General features: G+C 46.9%; 11 protein-coding genes. 5 read left to right on the top strand and 6 right to left on the bottom strand.

All coding sequences use genetic code 11. From position 1 onward, the window contains the following. Window positions 1–14: 14 nt before the first annotated feature. The gene (locus tag M5J74_RS10980; RefSeq protein WP_106167009.1) at window positions 15–1166 is read right to left on the bottom strand and encodes an alanine--glyoxylate aminotransferase family protein; all 1152 of its coding nucleotides are present in this window, start codon (window positions 1164–1166) and stop codon (window positions 15–17) included. Between the two features lie 498 nt (window positions 1167–1664). Here M5J74_RS10980 and M5J74_RS10975 point away from each other — a divergent pair, with 498 nt between their 5' ends. Continuing rightward, a complete protein-coding gene (locus M5J74_RS10975; RefSeq protein ID WP_250016608.1) occupies window positions 1665–3986 on the top strand; it encodes a PhoD-like phosphatase in 2322 nt (773 codons plus the stop codon). Window positions 3987–4089: 103 nt separating this feature from the next. Here the strand turns inward: M5J74_RS10975 and glp are convergent, their stop codons facing one another. Further along, a complete protein-coding gene (gene glp, locus M5J74_RS10970; protein ID WP_106167011.1) occupies window positions 4090–5355 on the bottom strand; it encodes a gephyrin-like molybdotransferase Glp in 1266 nt (421 codons plus the stop codon). A 199-nt stretch (window positions 5356–5554) separates the two neighbouring features. Between glp and rpmG the strand changes: the two genes are divergently transcribed. The 3 genes from rpmG to M5J74_RS10955 all read left to right on the top strand — a co-directional run bounded on the left by rpmG (window position 5555) and on the right by M5J74_RS10955 (window position 8221). Continuing rightward, window positions 5555–5749, top strand: a complete 195-nt coding sequence (rpmG, locus tag M5J74_RS10965) for a 50S ribosomal protein L33 (protein ID WP_015154144.1) — start codon at window positions 5555–5557, stop codon at window positions 5747–5749. A 2-nt stretch (window positions 5750–5751) separates the two neighbouring features. Continuing rightward, the gene (gene rpsR, locus M5J74_RS10960) at window positions 5752–5967 is read left to right on the top strand and encodes a 30S ribosomal protein S18 (RefSeq protein ID WP_015154143.1); all 216 of its coding nucleotides are present in this window, start codon (window positions 5752–5754) and stop codon (window positions 5965–5967) included. Window positions 5968–6163: 196 nt separating this feature from the next. Next, window positions 6164–8221: a ribonuclease catalytic domain-containing protein gene (locus M5J74_RS10955; protein WP_106216051.1), complete on the top strand. Its 2058-nt coding sequence runs from the start codon at window positions 6164–6166 to the stop codon at window positions 8219–8221. A gap of 46 nt (window positions 8222–8267) precedes the next feature. Here M5J74_RS10955 and M5J74_RS10950 read toward each other — a convergent pair whose 3' ends face one another. Beyond that, window positions 8268–8756, bottom strand: a complete 489-nt coding sequence (locus M5J74_RS10950; RefSeq protein ID WP_015154141.1) for a TIGR00725 family protein — start codon at window positions 8754–8756, stop codon at window positions 8268–8270. Between the two features lie 279 nt (window positions 8757–9035). Here M5J74_RS10950 and M5J74_RS10945 point away from each other — a divergent pair, with 279 nt between their 5' ends. Continuing rightward, on the top strand, window positions 9036–9551 hold the full coding sequence (locus tag M5J74_RS10945) for a response regulator transcription factor (RefSeq protein ID WP_250016606.1): 516 nt from the start codon (window positions 9036–9038) through the stop codon (window positions 9549–9551). A gap of 49 nt (window positions 9552–9600) precedes the next feature. Here M5J74_RS10945 and M5J74_RS10940 read toward each other — a convergent pair whose 3' ends face one another. The 3 genes from M5J74_RS10940 to M5J74_RS10930 all read right to left on the bottom strand — a co-directional run bounded on the left by M5J74_RS10940 (window position 9601) and on the right by M5J74_RS10930 (window position 13664). After that, window positions 9601–10248 (bottom strand): acetoacetate decarboxylase family protein, encoded by a 648-nt coding sequence (locus M5J74_RS10940; RefSeq protein WP_127025238.1) that lies wholly within the window; start codon window positions 10246–10248, stop codon window positions 9601–9603. A gap of 168 nt (window positions 10249–10416) precedes the next feature. After that, the gene (gene dnaK / locus M5J74_RS10935) at window positions 10417–12327 is read right to left on the bottom strand and encodes a molecular chaperone DnaK (protein ID WP_106216028.1); all 1911 of its coding nucleotides are present in this window, start codon (window positions 12325–12327) and stop codon (window positions 10417–10419) included. A 350-nt stretch (window positions 12328–12677) separates the two neighbouring features. Next, window positions 12678–13664, bottom strand: a complete 987-nt coding sequence (locus M5J74_RS10930) for a zinc-dependent alcohol dehydrogenase family protein (protein ID WP_250016605.1) — start codon at window positions 13662–13664, stop codon at window positions 12678–12680. Window positions 13665–13785: the final 121 nt, after the last annotated feature.

The following is a 13785-nucleotide window of genomic DNA, read 5'->3' as shown; positions in this document are numbered from 1 at the left end:
ATGACGAATGACGACTAAGAAGCAAACACGCGAGCTGCTGCTGCAACGCCAGCTCCAGGGGTGAAACCTTCATACCCCAATTCGCGTAAAGCGACTTCTAAAGCACCGATCGCACTAAGAATATCGCGATCGCTCACAAAACCTAAATGTCCGATGCGGAAGATTTTCCCCTTCAAGTGGTCTTGTCCGCCTGCTAGAGCGATGTCAAATTTCTTCTTCAAAATCGAGCGAATTTGTTCGGCATCGACTCGATCTGGTGCTACAGATGTAATTGCCGGACTCGCGCAATTATCCGCTGCAAACAAAGGCAAATTTAAAGCTTTTACGGCTTCGCGAGTCGCTTGAGTCAGGCGTTGATGACGAGCAAAAATTGATTCTAAACCCTCTTCTCTCATCATCTTTAACGTCGCGTGCAGTGCCACAATTAAATTCACTGGCGGCGTGAAGGGAGTCGTATTTTTCGCGGTCGATTTCCGATATTTACCCAAGTCTAAATAGTACTTGGGTAGTTTAGCGGTTTTGTAAGCTTCCCAAGCCTTAGCGCTAACAGCAACAAATCCTAAACCGGGAGGAATCATATAACCTTTTTGCGAACCCGATGCAATAACATCAATACCTAAAGCATCCATCGGGACGTTATACGCACCCAAGCTGGTGACAGCATCGAGAATCATTAAGGCTTCGCCGTGTTCCTTAACGTGACTGACGATCGCTTCTAAGTCGTTAAGTACGCCTGTAGAAGTTTCGCTGTGGGTGAGAATGACGGCTTTAATTTGCTTGTCTTTATCCGCTGCTAATTTCTGGGCAAATACTGCGGGATCGAGGGGTTGTCCCCATTCGGCAGTAATTTTCTCGACTTGAAGACCGTAAGCCTCGGCAACTTCTCCCCAGCGATCGCCAAATTTACCATTGCATCCTACCAAAACGCGATCGCCTGGGCTGAGAAAATTAATGATTCCTGCTTCTACTGCCCCAGTGCCGCTGGCTGTTAGCATCAAAACGTCACTCTCGGTTTGGTGCAGCCATTTTAGATTTGCTGTCACTTCTGCCAAGATGTTACTAAATTCGCTGGTGCGGTGTCCGATGGGATGTTTGGCGAGGGCGAGTAACGCTGCTTCCGGTACTGGCGTGGGACCAGGAATCATCAGCATTAACTTGTCGTTCATCATAAGTTTGTCCTACTATCTATCGAGGTGAATCCATTGGCTACACGTCAATCCAAGCGCGATCTCTATTTCGTGACTTGTGGTTTGCGATCTGTAGTTTATAACTCGTAAATCGATCTTATAGACGAATCTGGCGATTGCAATTGAGGAATCTTGGTTTTTTGTATGAATAAATTTAACGATTCATAAGCTGAATTACGAATTCTTACAGCGTTTGGTTGAGTTTTCCTATCATGGCAGCCTTTCATTTTATCACCCGATCGCCGAAAACCTGCTAAAAAGCGATCGATAAGCCAAGAGGCAGAGGACAGGAAGTAGAACGTTGGACATATACTATTGGTCGCAGGTATCAAATATATCTGAGATGTCTGTATATTTGGTAGATCCAGAACGAAACTTCTGAGTGCGTAACATTTGCAGGGGCGCACAGATGTGCGCCCCTACAGATCGCGTGTTTTACCCAATTGAAAACCGCTATTGACGAGCGAATAATTTGCCATGACAGATCGAGCTTGGGATAAGTTAATACAAGCATTACCAATTGTCTTGGCGGGTCCCATTCTACGACACGTAACTGCCGAATCTGTCACAGTGTGGGTAGCGCTCAAACAACCTGCTGAGGTAGAGCTGACGATTTACGAAACGGCAAATCAGGGTACGGTGCTAGGAACGAGCATACTGCAAGGAAGATACCCGACCGTAGCATTGGGAAAGTCTCTGCATGTGGTGGCGGTGACTGCTAAGTCTAATGGAAACAATCTGAATAGCGATCGCCTCTATGCCTACGACCTTCAGTTTTCGTTCGACGACCCACAGCAAAGCCCAAAAACCTTACAACAAGCTTTACAATCGATCGACTTTCCTACAGTCAACATTAGCTACTTTGCCCATCAAAAACCTACCTTTGTTCTGCCACCGCATCGTTTAGAAGATTTACGCATCGTCCAAGGTTCCTGTCGCAAACCACACGGGGGTGGATATGATGCCTTACCAATTCTTGACAGCTTAATCGAGGATAGAGCTGCTCAACCTCAACACCGTCCCCACCAACTGTTTCTCACTGGCGATCAAATCTATGGCGATGACGTTGCCGAACCTTTTTTGTGGGTTGCTAGTCCTCTGGGCGATGCTCTCTTGGGTTGGGAAGAAAAGTTACCTGTAGGTTGGCGAGAACCCGATGATGTAGAGTACTATACACCGCAACAGCTACCGTTTGGACGACGAGCTGAAGTTGCCACTACTCACGCGGGTTTTACAGCTGGACTCCACAATAAACGTGGTAAGGTCAACAGTCACTTACTGAGTTTAGGCGAGTACTATGCTTGCTATTTGCTAGCTTGGTCGCCGACGTGCTGGCTGATGCAGATTCCCCCAGGAAAACAAATTAGCGATCGCCGCCAAATTAGCCGTCGTTGGGATCGAGAAGCACGGGCATTGCGGCAATTTATCCATACACTATGGAAAGTACGACGCGCTCTTGCCAATATTCCCACATACACGATTTTTGACGATCATGATGTCAGCGACGACTGGAACCTCAATCGTGCTTGGTGCTTGCGCGTTTTGGGACGACCTTTAGGACGCAGGACAGTACAAAATGCACTATTAGCCTATGCAATGTTTCAAGCATGGGGCAACACACCCAAGCAATTTACCGCAGGACAAGCGGGTGCAGAACTCCTGGCTGCTGCTGCCGACTGGTCGTCATCGAGCGGGACTGACACTGTTGCCTACGATCGCATTGCTCGTTATGTCGGAATGCCCCTCATCGACGCACAGACGAATTTACCAACTTTTGTAGAGGATGGTACGGTATTAATCCTCAAACGACATCCAGAAGCGATCGCGTGGCACTATACAGTCAGGAGTCATTGTCATGAAACGATCGTCTTAGATACACGGACGTGGCGAGGCTATCCCATCGAAGAAAAATCGAGCGCACCACCCATGCTATTGTGTCCGACTGCCTTCGAACAACAACTGCGCCTACCGCTGCAACAATCGGCATCTGAAACCCAAATTCAACTCACTTTCGCGATCGCACCGACTAATGTATTTCATCTCCAGGCGATCGATTGGATTCACCATTGGCAATTGCGCCGCAACAAAGTCTTCGCCACAGATGTTGGCGATGCCTGGAACATCAATTTAGAAGCTCTCGCACAACTTTTGATCGTCCTATTCGAGCAACGCCGACAAGTTGTCGTCTTATCTGGAGACATTCACTACAGCTCGATGGTTCGCCTCACCCGTAAATCTAACTTAGGCGAATCTAACTCTGTTTTGACACAGCTAACTTGCAGTGCTTTGAAAAATGAAGAAACTCTGACGCGGATCGTTCACACCCGCTTAAAAGATTGGTTGCTTCCAGAACGAGTCCGCCATTGGAAAGGTTGGAGTAACCCACCAAACATGGTCGAACTTTCAGCGTCACAATCCCGCCGCGATCCCGACTCCCATCCATCGCATCCCCCTGATTGGAACTGTACCCTAGAATGGATACCACGACAAAACGCTCGCACCCCCAGCTTTGGCAACGACGTAACCTGGCTAATTTCACCCAGAAAACAAGCAAACAGCAGCAAGCGTCATTGGCTTCAGCTTCTCTGTTTTTGGCAATCTCCCCTACTTCAAGAAGGACGAGAAGCGATCGGCAGAAACAACCTAGCTTTAGTACAATTTCAACTCGCAGAAACGAGCCATTCCTACACAGCCATCCAAGACATATATTGGTTTTCTACCTGGCAGCCAACCCAAATCGTCTACAGTCGCTTTAAAAGCCATCTCGCAGATCGCCCATCCCTACCAAACAAAGCATAACCTCACAACCGCTCCCATCTACTTCGCGCTCTTCTCTCTTTGCGACTTTGTGTCTAACGCCCTATCGGGCTTCGCTTCGCTGATGCGTGACATTAAACTCACCCTAACTCATGATCGGAAAACCAAACTGTAAAACTCTTACTTCATCCCCAGATGCAACCGCAGTTTGCCCCACAGGAATTATTGCCAACCCATTAGCTTGAGCAAAATTAATCAAATTGCCAGAGTTAAGACTACCGCTAGCGGGCTGAAACTCAAAATAACCATCGATCAAATGCAGCTGTCCCCAAATATAAGTTTCTCGCTTGCCATCAGAACTCAAATCTTGACGCGATCGCGCTTTGACGTAAACCGGTCCCCAATTGTCAGCCAGTCCCGACAACTTCCGTAAAGCAGGTTGAACGAATCGCCAAAAACATACCAAAGCCGAAACAGGATTACCTGGTAGCCCAAAATATAGAACTGGCTTCCGTTCGGTAGCATGAGCAGGAGAAAACTTCGCCACTGTCAGCGGCTTTCCGGGTTTCATCGCCACAGCTCGAACGTGCATTTCCGCCCCCAAAGCCGTTAAGATCTCCTCCACATAGTCATAATCACCCACAGAAACGCCGCCAGAAGATAACACCACATCAGCAGTCGCGATCGCTTTAGAAAATGCTTTTTGCAGCACCAAAGGGCGATCGGGAACGATACCCATCGGTATTGGTTCTGCCCCCGTTTGCGTCACCAAAGCTGTCAACGCATACTGATTTGAATCGACAAGTTGTCCGATTTCCAATGGAGTTTCAGGGTGAACTAGTTCATCTCCCGTCGAGATAATTGCCACGCGGGGACGACGATAGACTTTCAATTGATTGCACTGTGCGGCTGCTAGCACGGCAATTTGAGCCGCCCGCAGCATGGTTCCTGGGGCTAATAAGGTTTTTCCCGCTTGATAGTAGGATGCCTGGTGGCGAACAAAGGCTTGAGGTTGAGGAGCTGTCAAAATAGTGACGCGATCGCCCTCTCGCTGCGTTTGTTCCTGCATCACCACAGTATCAGCCCCTTCTGGCATCACTGCACCCGTGAAAATTCGTGCTGCTTGCCCTGCCTTAATCAACTGCTGTGGCGATCGCCCCGCTGGAATTTCATCAACTATCTCCAAAACCACTGGCTGTTGTGAACTAGCATATTGTACGTCCTCATAACGCACTGCATAGCCATCCATCGCCGAATTATCCCAGTGAGGAAAGTCTAAATGACCGATCGCTGGTGCTGCCAATATCCGCTCGATGGCAATTAACAGAGAAACAAACTCTGCATCTCGTTGTTTGTCCAGGGGTTTCACCAAGTCTAAAATTGTTGCCTCCGCTTGGCTGACTGGCAGCATGGTTCTTAACTCCTCTTTGTTATTCAAGGTTTATGGGTAATTGGTGAGTGACTAGCGGCTAGTAGTTAGTGGTTAACTCCTCTCTAGTCACCAGCCACTAGTCACTAGTCACTGATAACTGACTTGCACAAACCTGATGAAATATATGATAATAAACGTTTGTGTTAAATTTTGGTAAGACCCCAGAGTTAGAAAAGCTATGGCTAAAGGTAAGGGTGTCCGTATTATTGTGACACTGGAATGCACTGAATGTCGCACGAATCCAGACAAGCGATCGGCAGGTGTGTCTCGATATACGACAATGAAAAACCGCCGCAATACTACAGCGCGGCTAGAACTGAAAAAATTCTGTACCCACTGCAACCGTCACACCGTCCACAAGGAAATTAAGTAAGCATGAGTTTCTACCGTCGTCGTTTATCTCCGATTAAGCCTCAAGACCCCATAGACTACAAAGATGTCGATTTGCTGCGGAAGTTTATTACCGAACGGGGCAAAATTCTTCCCCGTCGGCTCACAGGCTTAACCGCTAAGCAACAGAGAGATTTAACTGTAGCTATCAAGCGGGCGCGTTTATTGGCTTTGTTACCTTTCATCAACCCAGAAGGGTAAATTTTTGTCATGCGTCATTTGTCATTTGTAGAGAGATAGATTGCTGGTAGAGTTTGTAGCTGCGGGCAATTCATCTGCGTTTAAATTGACAAATCGAGTATTTTTGCAAATAGTTAGTTTATTTGTATACAGGACAAATGACTAAAGAAAATGAGTAGTAGAAATGTCAATCGCTAATGACAATTGACAAATGACAATTGACAAAGGAATGCTAGTCGAATTTAGGGTGCAAGGCGATCGCCGTTTGGGAGTGGTAGACCGTCCAGATGGTAAAACTCGTTGGTTTGTCATAGACGATCGCGGTCAATCTCACAGCCTTGCCCCGCGCCAATTTACTTACGAAATCCGAGGTCAGTCTTACAAACCCTCAGATATTGCCAACTTTTTAGCAGAAGTACAACCTTATCTCGACCCATCTAGCTTAGAGGTAGCGTGGGAGCTGCTGATAGAAGCAGGAGAAAGCGCCACTCCAGCACAGATGGCAAACTTATTATTCTCCGACCAGAGCCAAGCTCTGTGTTATGCCGCTCACTATTTGCTTTCTGAAGATAAGATATATTTCAAGCAAAAGGGAGATGCTTACGAGCCTCGTTCTGCTAGCCAGGTAGCAGAACGGAAACACCAGCTTGAAGTAGAAGCAACAAGAGCGCGAGAACAGCAGGAATTTCTGTTGCGTACCGAACGAGCGTTGAAGGGAGAAGCCGTAGAATGGCAGCGATACGATCGCCAGCGCCTGGATGCGATCGCCAAGTATGCAATACTTTTAGTTGAAGGAACTCGTCAGGGATTAAATCCAGATGCCCTCGTACGAGCTTATCCGCCACCAGCGATCGTGACGGAGACTATGAGTACTTTGGGGCGTAACGCGACTCCCGTAACAGCATTTCAACTTTTGGTAGATTTGGGTCTGTGGAGTCCGCATGAAAACCTTCACTTGCGTCGCAGTCAAATCCCCGTAGAATTCTCAACCGAGGTTATATCAGTGGCGCAGCAGCGGTTAGAATTTCCACCCCCCGACCCAGACACTCAACGGCTGGACTTAACTCATTTGAAAGTTTACACGATCGACGACCAGAGTACGAGCGAAATTGACGACGGTGTAAGCTGGGAAGTCTTAGCTGATGGGCGAGAACGCTTGTGGATACATATTGCCGATCCGACTCGTTGGCTCATACCAGAGGATGAATTAGATCTAGAAGCGCGGCGGCGCGGTACGACCATGTACTTACCAACAGGTATGAGTTCCATGTTTCCAGTGGCACTGGCGACGGGACCCATGAGCTTAATACAGGGTCAGGTTTGCTGCGCTCTCAGTTTTGGTGTCATTTTGGATGCAGCAGGAGCAGTCCAAGAATATACCATCCATGCCAGTTTAATCAAACCGACCTATCGGCTGACCTATGAAGATGTCGATGAGATGTTGGATCTGGGCGTACAAGCCGAGCCAGAAATCGCCGCGATCGCTAATTGGGCGCGCTGTCGTCAAGCGTGGCGACAGTCTCAGGGGGCAATTAGTATTAGTTTGCCAGAAACCGCGATTAAAGTTAAAGACGACGAAATTACAATTGAAGTCTTAAACGATTCTTCCTCCCGCCAACTGGTGGCGGAAATGATGATTTTGGCTGGAGAAGTTGCCGGACGCTACGGTCAAGCACATAATCTTGCCCTGCCATTTCGCGGTCAGCCGCAGCCCGAGTTACCCCCAGAAGAAGAGTTATTACAACTGCCGGCTGGCTTCGTGCGTGCCTGTGCTATGCGCCGTTGTATGCCTAAAAGCGAAATGAGTATTACTCCTACTCGCCATGCTGGTTTGGGCTTGGAGATGTATACTCAGGCAACTTCTCCGATTCGTCGCTATAGCGATTTGCTGACCCATTTTCAACTCAAGGCACACCTACGGGGTGAAACTCCACCGTTTTCAGCGGAAGCACTTCGTGAAGTGATGCAATCTGTGTTTGCCATGACTCAAGAGATGTCGTTAGTAGAAAGGCAAACCAATCGTTATTGGGGTTTAGAATACCTGCGCCGCCACGCTCAGGATGTGTGGCAGGCAATCGTTTTAATGTGGCTGCGGGAAGATTCGCGCTTGGCGCTGATCTTGATTGAAGATTTAGGGCTTCAGCTACCGATGACATTTAAACGTGGGGTCAGCTTGGGCGAACAAATTTTAATTAAAGTTGCCTACGTCGATCCGCGTCAAGATACGATTCAGTTTCAAGAAGTGTCCTATTCTGAGGCTGTGGCTGCGAATTGAAGCAGTAAGGTGGGCATTGCCCACCCGACGCTTGAACTGACCTTTTCTATAAAATTAGGGTCTTGACAGTTGCGATCGCTGCTGCAACACTACTAACAAAATAAATATTATTTACTGATAATTTTTGCCAGAAATTTTGACTTTCTATTTCAGAATTTAACAGAATCACTGGCTTATTTGCTTTCAAAGCTAAAGCAATTTCTGATATTGTACCTGCACCCGTACCGCAGGTGATAATAACATCACTAGAAAGAACGTTAATATTATTACGAGCGTTTCCCATCCCCGTTGCGATCGCGATATCTACCGCTTCAGAAGCATCATGGCGATCGCTACCAGGCAAGATTCCAACTGTTAAGCCATTTGCAGATTTTGCTCCCCGACTAGCCGCGTCCATCACGCCTACGTTTCTCCCACCAGTAAGCAATACCCATCCTTGTTGGGCGATCGCTTTACCTAATTCATAGGCAGAGGTACAGTCTATGACTGTGGCATTTTCTCCAGCTCCCATAACCCCGATCGCAATTTTTCTCATAATTACAACAACCTTCTGCTTCCTGTTTTCTGCCGTACTTATCTACTTTATTAAGAGTTCGATCGGCTTCTCGCGCAGTTGTTCCACATTTAATTCGGCTACAGGCAGCAGTTACAAGTCTTAATGTAGCTACATTTTCCCTCTTTGACTTCTAACTTTTAACTTTTGACTTGCTAAACAATCTAGAGTATTTCCCTAGCGGGAGGCGATCGGTTTATCCGAGCAGGCAAAATAGGGAAGACAGTGCAGTGAAAGCATCAATTGCACATCATTAAAATTATGAAAGACCTATTCTGCCAGCTTGATTCTAGAAAAAAGCAAGTTCTGATTGTCGATGACTTGCTCGACAACTGTTTGCTTTTGGCAACAATATTAGAAGCAGAGGGGTATGAGGTTGATACCACAGACTGTGGATATAAAGCCATTGCAAAAATCGAAGCAAATCCACCAGATTTGGTTTTATTAGATGTAATGATGCCAAACATCGATGGATATGAAGTCGCGCAGTGGATCTCGCAAAATCAACCTTCAGTCTCGATCGTGCTAGTTACGGCTTATGACACTTTGCCCCAATTAGACCCAAGAAAGGTCAAAATTGACGGCTTCATTCGCAAGCCAATAGATTTAGATGAAGTTTTGCTAAAAGTTGAAACACTTTTGGCAACCAAACAAGAGCAGGCAAAAACACAAAATTTTACAAAGATAATTCCGATTTATTCCCGAACTGATAAAAGAATACTGCTTAAGAAAAATGAAGCAGTAGAGAGGAAGAGTTTCAGCCGATACGATTATTAATGCTCCATGTAAAGACGCAAAATCTCGCGTCTTTACATGTTATCTCTCGTCACACTACGTTAAATTCTAAATCTCTTTGCCCCACGATAGAAGGCTGACCAACTGTCAATTCCATTTGGTCAGCATGAACTGTCAACCAAGGTTGACCGAGATTTAATCCCCCAAAAGGACTTTCTGGGGGAATTTCTAATTGGGAACTCACTAATCCTAAACGAGCCTTTAATTGAGCGGGAAACAGGAGTAGATTAGAGTTTAGACTACTAAAGCTAGATGCACCCAAGGGTATTGGCAGACCAAAGTTCTGCTGATGGTACTTCAAACAGCAAAGAATGCGATCGCCTTGCCTCACAGTCGCGTTACGGTCTGTCCAGGTAAAATCAGCTATTTCCTTTGGTAATCCCCAAATCTCGCGACCACCCGCTACAGAATCAGGGTTATCTACATAAATGTGAGAAACCCAACCGCCAATTTCTCCACCATAGCTGACAAAACCAGCAACAACGATTAACTCGCTGTATTCCAGCACGGAACCAGCACCATAGTTAGATAAATAGACACCGCCAACGGTTTTTCCAGGAAAGACAGAAACAAGATTTAATTCTGAAGGAATTAGGGGACGCACGCGATCGCACTCCAGAAGTTGCAGAGTTTGATAGGCGTAGCCTTGAAGCGTCCAAGGTGCTTGAGGGTAAGACATAACAGTGACCAGTGACCAGTTATCAATTATCAGTTATCGGTGACCAACAACTACCAATTACCAATTACCAATTACCAATTACCAAAATAGAAAAAATCCCCACCTAGCTCGATACTAGTATGGGGACGATCGATTATTTTGACTTTTGACTTTTAACTTTTGACTTGTTTACTTGCTTTCAGTGAAGTCAGCGTCGATTACGTCGTCGCCACCAGGTGCGGAGGTAGAACCACCGTCGCCAGCACCAGGATCGGCTCCACCAGGCGCAGCACCACCAGCTTGTTGATAGAGGTTAGTACCGATCGCGTAGAGTGTTTGTTGTAGTTCTGGCATTACCCGTTGGATCGCTTCGTCATCTTCTTTGCTGACGGCTTCCCGCAGGTCTTTGATTAAACCTTCAACCTTAGTGCGATCGCTCGCTGGGACTTTATCACCCAAGTCTTTCAACTGCTTCTCGGCTTGGTATGACAGAGAGTCAGCTTGGTTCTTGCGATCGACTTTCTCGCGGCGTTCTTTATCTGTCGAAGCGTTTCTTTCAGCTTCTGTCACCATGCGCTCGACTTCATTCTTATCGAGAGTAGAAGCGCCAGTGATGCTGATTGACTGCTCCTTGCCGCTACCCTTATCCTTTGCAGTCACGTTGAGGATACCGTTAGCGTCGATATCGAAAGTTACTTCGATTTGGGGTACGCCACGGGGTGCGGGAGGAATGCCATCTAAGCGGAAGGTTCCCAAGCTCTTGTTATCGCTGGACATCTCCCGTTCGCCTTGTAGAACGTGAATTTCTACATTCGTTTGACCGTCTACAGCGGTGGAGAAGACTTCTGATTTCTTGGTAGGAATCGTGGTGTTGCGAGGAATAATCCTTGTCATTACACCACCAAGGGTTTCTACACCCAGCGACAGCGGCGATACGTCGAGCAACAGAATGCCTGTAACGTCGCCTGCTAGTACGCCAGCTTGGATCGCTGCACCAACTGCTACCACTTCATCAGGGTTGACGCTTTGGTTAGGATCTCTACCCAAAACCCGCTTGACAACTTCTTGTACGGCAGGAATACGGGTAGAACCACCAACTAAGACAACTTCATTGATAGCACTCTTGTCTAGCTTGGCATCGCGCATCGCATTTTCTACAGGAACGCGACAGCGATCGATCAGGTCAGAACAGAGTTCTTCAAACTTAGCACGGGTGAGCGTCATATCCAGGTGTTTTGGACCATCCTGGGTTGCGGTGATAAATGGCAGGTTGATTTCTGCTTGAGTGACGCTAGATAGCTCGATCTTGGCTTTTTCTGCGGCTTCGGTTAAGCGTTGTAGTGCTTGTCTGTCTTTACGCAGGTCGATGCCTTCAGATCTTCTAAATTCTTCAGCTAGGTAGTCAACGATTTTCTTGTCGAAGTCGTCACCACCCAAGTGCGTGTCTCCAGAAGTGGCTAGTACTTCAAATACGCCATCGCCTACTTCTAGAATCGATACGTCAAACGTACCACCACCTAAGTCAAATACGAGGATAGTTTCGTTGCTCTTTTTGTCAAATCCGTAGGCAAGCGAAGCAGCAGTAGGCTCGTTGATAATCCGCAGTACTTCGATCCCAGCAATTTTACCAGCGTCTTTGGTAGCTTGACGCTGAGAGTCGTTGAAGTAAGCAGGTACGGTGATAACCGCTTGAGTCACCGTTTCGCCGAGATACTTGCTAGCATCTTCTACCAGCTTGCGCAGGACTTGAGCGGAAATTTCTTCTGGAGCAAACTGCTTACCAGCCGCAGGACAATCGAGTTTGACATTACCACTGCTATCCCGCAAGACTTTGTAGGATACTTCAGTGGTTTCGTGGGTGACTTCCTCATGTTTGCGTCCGATGAAACGCTTGACAGAGTAAAAAGTATTCTCTGGGTTCATCACCGCTTGACGCTTGGCGATTTGACCGACCAAGCGATCGCCATTCTTGGCATAAGCTACTACAGAAGGCGTTGTGCGAAATCCCTCAGCGTTGGCAATTACAGTAGGCTTACCACCTTCCATCACTGCCACGCAAGAGTTTGTCGTACCTAAGTCAATTCCAACTACTTTTGCCATCGGAGGTTCTGGCTCCCTAACACTAACTACTAAAAACGATTGAATACACTACAGCTAAAAGTTGAACTAGCAGCGCTCCAGCTTCAATACAATGTTTTTGTCTTTTTGTACTGATCTATATACTGATTGTGGGTAGCTACTTGATGAAGGGTGGTTTGCCGAACAAGTGTAAGGACGGTTGGTTTGCGATCGAGCTTGTCGCTTGCGCTTGTAGCTTGTCATGCCGTTTGCCACTGTTCAACCCCTAACATAGCTGCTGTATGCTTTCACTGTGTCTAATGTAGTGAACTCAAGGCTTGGTGGTTATAGGGTGAACCGTAATCGGTTGGGTGTGTTTGCCGTCAAAACTGTTATTCCACTACAATTACAGCAGCTCCGTTAATTTTGCCGCTACGCAGCGCATCTAAGGCTTCATTTGCTTGCACTAAGGGAAAAGGCTGGACTTCAGTACGAATCGGAACTTGTGGCGCTAAAGCTAGAAATTCTTCCCCATCACGGCGCGTCAAATTAGCAACCGATCGCAATACTCTTTCTTCCCATAAAATTTCGTAAGGAAAGGCAGGAATATTACTCATGTGAATTCCCGCACAGACAACCACACCCCCCTTAACCACCGCACGTAAAGCAGTCGGAACCAAAGAACCAATCGGGGCAAAAATAATTGCTGCATCTAAAGGGACTGGTGGTAAATCTTCTGAACATCCAGCCCAGACAGCACCTAAATTTAGAGCAAATTCCTGCCCTTTTACGTCTCCCGCACGAGTAAAAGCATACACTTCTCGCCCTTGGTAGCGAGCGAGTTGAATCAAAATATGGGCGGCTGCACCAAAACCATAAAAACCAATTTTTTCTGCGTCCTCTGCCATTCTATAGGAGCGATAACCGATGAGCCCGGCACACAACAGCGGTGCAGCTTGCAAGTCGGGATAGCCTTCAGGAATGGGAAAGCAGAATTGGGCATCGGCTACAGCATATTCGGCATAACCACCATCGATTTGATATCCCGTAAACTGGGCGTAGTCGCATAAGTTTTCGCGTCCACTCAGGCAATAACGACAGCAGTTGCAAGTATGCCCTAGCCACGGAACGCCGACGCGATTACCTATTTGAAATTGTTGCACCTGTTCCCCTACAGCAGCAACGGTACCAACAATTTGATGTCCCAGTATGAGGGGAAGTTTGGGTTGGGTTAATTCTCCATCAACGATATGCAAGTCAGTGCGACAGACACCGCAAGCCCGAACCCGAATCAGTACTTGTTGCGAATTAGGCTGTGGTATTGGTAGTTCTGCTACTCGTAGCAGTTTACCCTGTGCCTCTAGTATCATTGCTCGCATAGAACATTTATCAGTTATCAGTTATCAGTTATCAGTTATCGATGACTAATAATCATTAACTGACAACCAATAACCCTCTATTTACTGTTTTATACTATAGAAATGAGAAATATTGTATTTG

Origin of the sequence: Chroococcidiopsis sp. CCNUC1, from assembly GCF_023546805.1 — a bacterium.
Lineage (GTDB): Bacteria > Cyanobacteriota > Cyanobacteriia > Cyanobacteriales > Chroococcidiopsidaceae > Chroococcidiopsis > Chroococcidiopsis thermalis.
This window is presented reverse-complemented; position numbering and strand designations above follow the sequence as displayed.

Excerpts from the sequence above, each read along its gene's own strand:
- M5J74_RS10980 (WP_106167009.1), bottom strand. The coding sequence starts at position 1,166 with ATGAACGACAAGTTAATGCTGATGATTCCTGGTCCCACGCCAGTACCG.
- M5J74_RS10975 (WP_250016608.1), top strand. The coding sequence starts at position 1,665 with ATGACAGATCGAGCTTGGGATAAGTTAATACAAGCATTACCAATTGTC.
- glp (WP_106167011.1), bottom strand. The coding sequence starts at position 5,355 with ATGCTGCCAGTCAGCCAAGCGGAGGCAACAATTTTAGACTTGGTGAAA.
- rpmG (WP_015154144.1), top strand. The coding sequence starts at position 5,555 with ATGGCTAAAGGTAAGGGTGTCCGTATTATTGTGACACTGGAATGCACT.
- rpsR (WP_015154143.1), top strand. The coding sequence starts at position 5,752 with ATGAGTTTCTACCGTCGTCGTTTATCTCCGATTAAGCCTCAAGACCCC.
- M5J74_RS10950 (WP_015154141.1), bottom strand. The coding sequence starts at position 8,756 with ATGAGAAAAATTGCGATCGGGGTTATGGGAGCTGGAGAAAATGCCACA.
- M5J74_RS10945 (WP_250016606.1), top strand. The coding sequence starts at position 9,036 with ATGAAAGACCTATTCTGCCAGCTTGATTCTAGAAAAAAGCAAGTTCTG.
- M5J74_RS10940 (WP_127025238.1), bottom strand. The coding sequence starts at position 10,248 with ATGTCTTACCCTCAAGCACCTTGGACGCTTCAAGGCTACGCCTATCAA.
- dnaK (WP_106216028.1), bottom strand. The coding sequence starts at position 12,327 with ATGGCAAAAGTAGTTGGAATTGACTTAGGTACGACAAACTCTTGCGTG.
- M5J74_RS10930 (WP_250016605.1), bottom strand. The coding sequence starts at position 13,664 with ATGCGAGCAATGATACTAGAGGCACAGGGTAAACTGCTACGAGTAGCA.